Source organism: Shewanella sp. 11B5 (genome assembly GCF_002836795.1).
Lineage (GTDB): Bacteria > Pseudomonadota > Gammaproteobacteria > Enterobacterales > Shewanellaceae > Shewanella > Shewanella frigidimarina.
The window spans coordinates 1-5429 of record NZ_PJAP01000538.1 but is presented as its reverse complement, the minus strand read 5'-3'; the positions used below and the strand labels follow the sequence as shown (position 1 = coordinate 5429).

Genomic DNA, 5429 nt, shown 5'->3' with positions numbered 1-5429 from the left:
CAAAATTACCACGGCTAACTGCCCATATCATTGACGTAGGGCAAAAAGCTCGGAGAACCGTCAGATCCAATTATAGGCTTAATTACCGCTATACAAATACCCCTTTAGGTGAATATCTTGGATCGAAAGACTATATCGTTGGCTATTTGTGACTCGACTCACGCTAACAAGATTGTGTTTGCCACTGTGACAAACGTTCATTTTGCGGTAAGGTGAGTAAAGGATAAACGATCGTTTACTTATTTTAATCGTTATAAAAAACAATAAACCCGCAATGAACGGGAAACTTTGAAAGGTGAGAAGATGGAACGCGAGTCAATGGAGTTCGACGTAGTAATTGTCGGTGCTGGCCCTGCAGGTTTAGCGACCGCTTGTCGTTTAATGCAAATATCTAAAGATGCCGATAAAGAAATCACCGTTTGTGTGGTAGAAAAAGGCTCTGAAGTGGGTGCTCATATTTTGTCGGGTGCTGTATTCGAACCTGATGTACTGGACGAATTATTTAATGATTGGCGAGATTCAGACATCCCGCTAACCACTAAAGTCACTCATGACGAAATCTACCTGCTTAACTCAGAAACACAATCTCGCTTAATGCCCAACAGCTTAGTGCCTAAAACCATGCACAATGATGGTAACTACATCATTAGTGTGGGTAACTTAGCCCGCTGGTTAGCCAACAGAGCCGAAGCCATGGGCGTAGAGATTTTCCCTGGTTTTGCAGCCAGTGAATTGCTGTTTAATGAAGACAACAGTGTTAAAGGCATTTTAATCGGTGATATGGGTGTTGGTGAAAATGGTCAACATAAAGACAGCTATATGCCGGGTATGGAATTACATGCCAAATACACCGTATTTTCAGAAGGCTGTCGTGGCCATCTAGGTAAACAACTGATCCAAAAATACCATTTAGACAATGGTAAAACACCACAACATTATGGCTTAGGTTTTAAAGAAATTTGGAAAATCCCTGCTGAACAACATCAGCAAGGTAAAGTGGTTCACACTGGTGGTTGGCCACTCGTGAATGGCTCATCTGGTGGTGGCTTCCTATATCATATGGAAGACAACCAAGTTGCTGTAGGGTTAATTATCGACTTAAATTATAAAAACCCTCACCTCAGCCCATTTGATGAATTTCAACGCTATAAAACTCACCCTGTAATTGCCGCAACATTAACGGGCGGAGAGCGATTATCTTATGGTGCACGAGCCATTGCCAAAGGTGGTTTAAACTCACTACCGAAAATGAGCTTCCCTGGTGGTTTAATTATTGGATGTAATGCGGGCACACTTAACTTTGCTAAAATCAAAGGCACGCATACAGCGATTAAGAGCGGTATTATTGCGGCAAAAACCTTAGGTGAAGGCTTAATTGCCGGACTAGAAGGTGGCAAAGATCTTGACTGTTTCCAAGACCGTTTCGAAAAAAGCTGGCTTCATGAAGAGCTTTATAGCTCGCGCAACTTTGGCCCTGCCATGCATAAGTTTGGTACGCTACTCGGTGGCGCCTTTAACTATATCGACCAAAATTGGTTTGGTGGTAAGTTTCCAGTGACCTTTAGAGACACCACCCCTGATTATGCCACGATGGGGCTAGCGAGCGATTACAATAAAATTGACTATCCTAAACCTGACGGCAAGTTGAGTTTTGATAAGTTATCGTCGGTATATCTGTCGAATACTTTTCATGAAGAAGATCAGCTGTGTCATTTACATCTAAAAGACCAAAGCATCCCAATATCGGTAAACTTAGTTAAATTTGATGAACCCGCGCAACGTTACTGTCCTGCCGGTGTTTATGAAGTGGTTGAAGAAGCCGGTGACAAAAAATTTGTCATTAATGGTCAAAATTGCATTCATTGTAAGACCTGTGACATTAAAGACCCAAGCCAAAACATTACCTGGGTCACACCAGAAGGCGGCGGCGGGCCAAACTATCCAAATATGTAAGCGAACCAATCGTTAAAATATTGGCACAGTCAATAAAACGCACTTAAATATAGGTGCGTTTTTTTTGTTTTATCGACTATCATTACCCACATAAAATCAAAACAACCTACACCAAAAGACTATTTTGCAGATTGAATCAACTTAACAGCAAAATAACTATCAATTTATTGCCATTGTGTCCGATATACCATAGAGATACTCCCAAGAGGCTGTTGTAGATGAATACACTTACCATTAAACAAAAAATATTACTGACCGTGACGGTTGCTGTATTGCTATCGACGATCTTAGTCGGATTATTAAGTCAACGAAGTGCAAAGCAAGTTGTTGAGCAGCGGATGCTAAACTCGGAAATGCCGAGCTTACTCATGCAAATTCGCAATGAAGTCGACCTCGAAATCCGTAGTTTAATCAATGCTTCGGAACAGTTAGCGAATAGCCGAATGTTGCTAGAATGGCTTCAAAATGGTCGCCCTGCTGACCAAGAAAACCTCGTTATCGCAGAACTTAATGACATGAAAAATCAATACGATTTAGTTCAAGCGTCTTACGCCGACAAAGAAACTGCGGCCTACTATACTCAGGATGGTTTTTTGCGAATATTAAATCCAGAGCAAGATGGCTGGTTTTTTGACTACCGCGATAGTAAAAAAGAGCGTTTGTTGACGGTTTATACCGAAGCCAATGGTGAAGTAAAACTTTTTATTAGTTACCAACAGCCCAATGGTCGTGGCATGGTTAGTCTAGCCAAATCGTTAGATGATATGGTTAATTTATTGGCTTCATTTAAAATTGAAGACAGCGGGTTTGTATATTTAGTTGATACTAAAGGTGAAGTCAAACTGCATCAAGATACGAACAAAATAGGTAAAAGCAAACTCAGCAACTTGTACCCTAATGCCAACACTAACCAATTGTTAAATAAAAGTAACTTTAATTTAGTCAAAGCCGATGTTAATGGCCAACACATGTTGATTGCCAGTAGCTACATTGAGTCGATGGATTGGTACTTGGTTGCTCAAGTACCTGAAGCAGAAGTATTTGCCCTGCTACAAAAATCGGCTTATCAGATCTTACTATGGACAATACTCATCGCGGCGGTATTTATTGCTATTTCGATTACTGTTGCTGGTTCGGTTAGTCGTCCTATTGCACATATTGCCGAATTATTTCGTAACATTGGTGAAGGTGAAGGTGATTTGCGCCAAAGACTACCGGTTAATGGTGATGACGAAATTGCCCAGCTCGCTCGTGGCTTTAATAGCTTCATCAGCAAAATCCAAGATACAGTAGCCGAAGTTGCTAAAACCAGTGAGCAGCTTGGTTTATCGGCACTTGATGTATCAAACCAATCCAATCAAACATTAGCTGATAGCCAGTTACAAAAAGACCGTACCATCATGGTTGTTACTGCTATTAACGAAATGGGCGCCACGGTTAACGAAATTGCTAGCAATGCAGCTCAAGCAGCTGTCACCGCTCGTGATGCCGATACTGAATCAGTGGATGGTCAAAAAGTCGTAACCCGTGCACGTTCGACTATCAATCAGTTGTCTAAAGACGTCGAGCAAGTCGGTGAAGTGATTGAGTCACTAGCGACGCACACTAAATCGATTGGCAGTATTTTAGATGTTATCCGTGCCATTTCAGAGCAAACAAACTTACTGGCACTTAACGCCGCGATTGAAGCTGCTCGTGCTGGAGAAGCGGGACGTGGCTTTGCTGTAGTTGCAGATGAAGTGCGTAACTTAGCCTCTCGAACTGCGGCGTCGACCAACGAAGTGCAAACTATGATTGATAAACTTCAATCAGAAACCAGTCGTGCTGTTAACGCTATGGAGCAATCTCGTAGCCGCTCACACGAAGGTGTTACAGCTGTCGATGAAGCAAGCCAGTCGCTAAGTGGTATTAGCGAACGTATTGCACTGATTAGCGATATGAACATTCAAGTGGCTGCTGCGACAGAAGAGCAATCTACTGTGGTTGAAGACATTAATCGTAATGTGACCGAAATCAACGATATTACTCAGCGAACAGCAGATACTGCTCACGCAGCTGCAAATGCGAGTAAATCATTGAATCAGTTAGCCAGTAGACTTGATATCTTAGTGGCTCGCTTTAAAGTGTAGTCCGTAGTTAACTCGCTTTAACAAAAACGCCACTCATTTGAGTGGCGTTTTTTATGGCCATTCTATTCGACCATCACGACATTCTTGTAGTGCGGGTTACTTAATAAACCGGATAGTGAGCGGGTATTGATAAGCTATGCCATCGTTAGCTTTAACAATAGCGATAATAGTACAAATAATATCAAGCAATGCTAGAGCGGCTAATAGTATTACTCCCACACCAATCAAAATTAATATTGCAGATACCATGGCATATATCATTAAGCTCAATTTAAAATTAAGACAGTTCTTTCCGCATTGATTGGCAAACTCAAATTCATCACGCTTCATTAACCAGACAATTAAAGGGCCTAAAACACTTCCTAGCGGAAATACGTAACCGGCAAAACTGGCGGCATGGATCAATAACCCCATATCTTTGGCTTGCTTGCTAACGTCGTCTATCGGTTCAGTCATTTGATATTCCTTATCATGTTATTTTTATCATATCGTTCTTATCATACTGGGAGGCATTAACTGGCGTTGCCATATAAGCGCATTGCCCAATCTTCTATACTTTGCAGATCTAGTCGGCGTTGTAATGAGTTAACCCAACTTTGCGCTAAGCCTTCGCACCCAAGCAATGTCTGATATTGTTCTGCATCAAATTCAGCTAAAAAATAAATCTGCACCGCTTTAGCCACACTGATATCCGATTTTCTTTCTAGCAGAAAAATACTGTCACTCGGACGAATGTCACCTTCAGACAGCACCCGATAAAACCAACCGCACATACGACTTTCTTGCATGGCTAAGGCAAATTTAGGATGGCCAAACTGTAAATTGAGCTTAAAACAAGGAGAGCGAGGTTGAGTCACTTGTAAAGTCACGTCGCCAATTTGAACGATGTCACCGATATTAACCTGTGCTTCATTAAGGCCAACGGTACTGATATTTTCACCCATTGAAGGGGCATCACAAAACGTAGACATTAAATCCCAGCGGCGATATTGACCATAATGCTCACGCGGAAAATGATGCAACACCCTATCGAGGCCGCCGTGATGTTTAGGGTCGGCCTCGCGATTGCCGATTACGTGGTCAAATTGCACGGTCAACTGCTTAGCGGCATGTTTTTGGTTAATACAACTGGCAACACCGTTATGCATTTGTACTTGGTCACCTAAATACAGCCCAGAAATACTCTTTACCAATCGCTTACTCATCCAGCATACCCTTGCTTAAGCATGATTATAGAGTGCCAATATACCCAATTTTCAGACAAAAAAAAGCCTTACAGGGGAAGAGTAAGGCTATAAATAAAATGGGAGATAATATAGCAAAAATAATAGCTGAGAATAGCCTGAA

The 5429-nt window shown here is 41.8% G+C and carries 4 protein-coding genes; 2 read left to right on the top strand and 2 right to left on the bottom strand.

Annotation, left to right across the window (positions count from 1 at the left end; genetic code table 11):
- Positions 1–303: 303 nt before the first annotated feature.
- Together CXF78_RS12680 and CXF78_RS12675 are read left to right on the top strand one after the other, a co-directional pair.
- Positions 304–1953, top strand: a complete 1650-nt coding sequence (locus CXF78_RS12680; protein WP_011635573.1) for an electron transfer flavoprotein-ubiquinone oxidoreductase — start codon at positions 304–306, stop codon at positions 1951–1953.
- Between the two features lie 218 nt (positions 1954–2171).
- Entirely contained in the window at positions 2172–4082 is a 1911-nt protein-coding gene (locus CXF78_RS12675) for a methyl-accepting chemotaxis protein (RefSeq protein WP_011635572.1), read from the top strand.
- 96 nt (positions 4083–4178) lie between these two features.
- On the opposite strand, the gene CXF78_RS12670 is transcribed toward CXF78_RS12675, so the two are convergent.
- A complete protein-coding gene (locus CXF78_RS12670; RefSeq protein ID WP_102036998.1) occupies positions 4179–4538 on the bottom strand; it encodes a DUF4870 domain-containing protein in 360 nt (119 codons plus the stop codon).
- A gap of 56 nt (positions 4539–4594) precedes the next feature.
- On the bottom strand, positions 4595–5287 hold the full coding sequence (locus CXF78_RS12665) for an MOSC domain-containing protein (protein WP_102036997.1): 693 nt from the start codon (positions 5285–5287) through the stop codon (positions 4595–4597).
- Between the last annotated feature and the right edge of the window lie 142 nt (positions 5288–5429).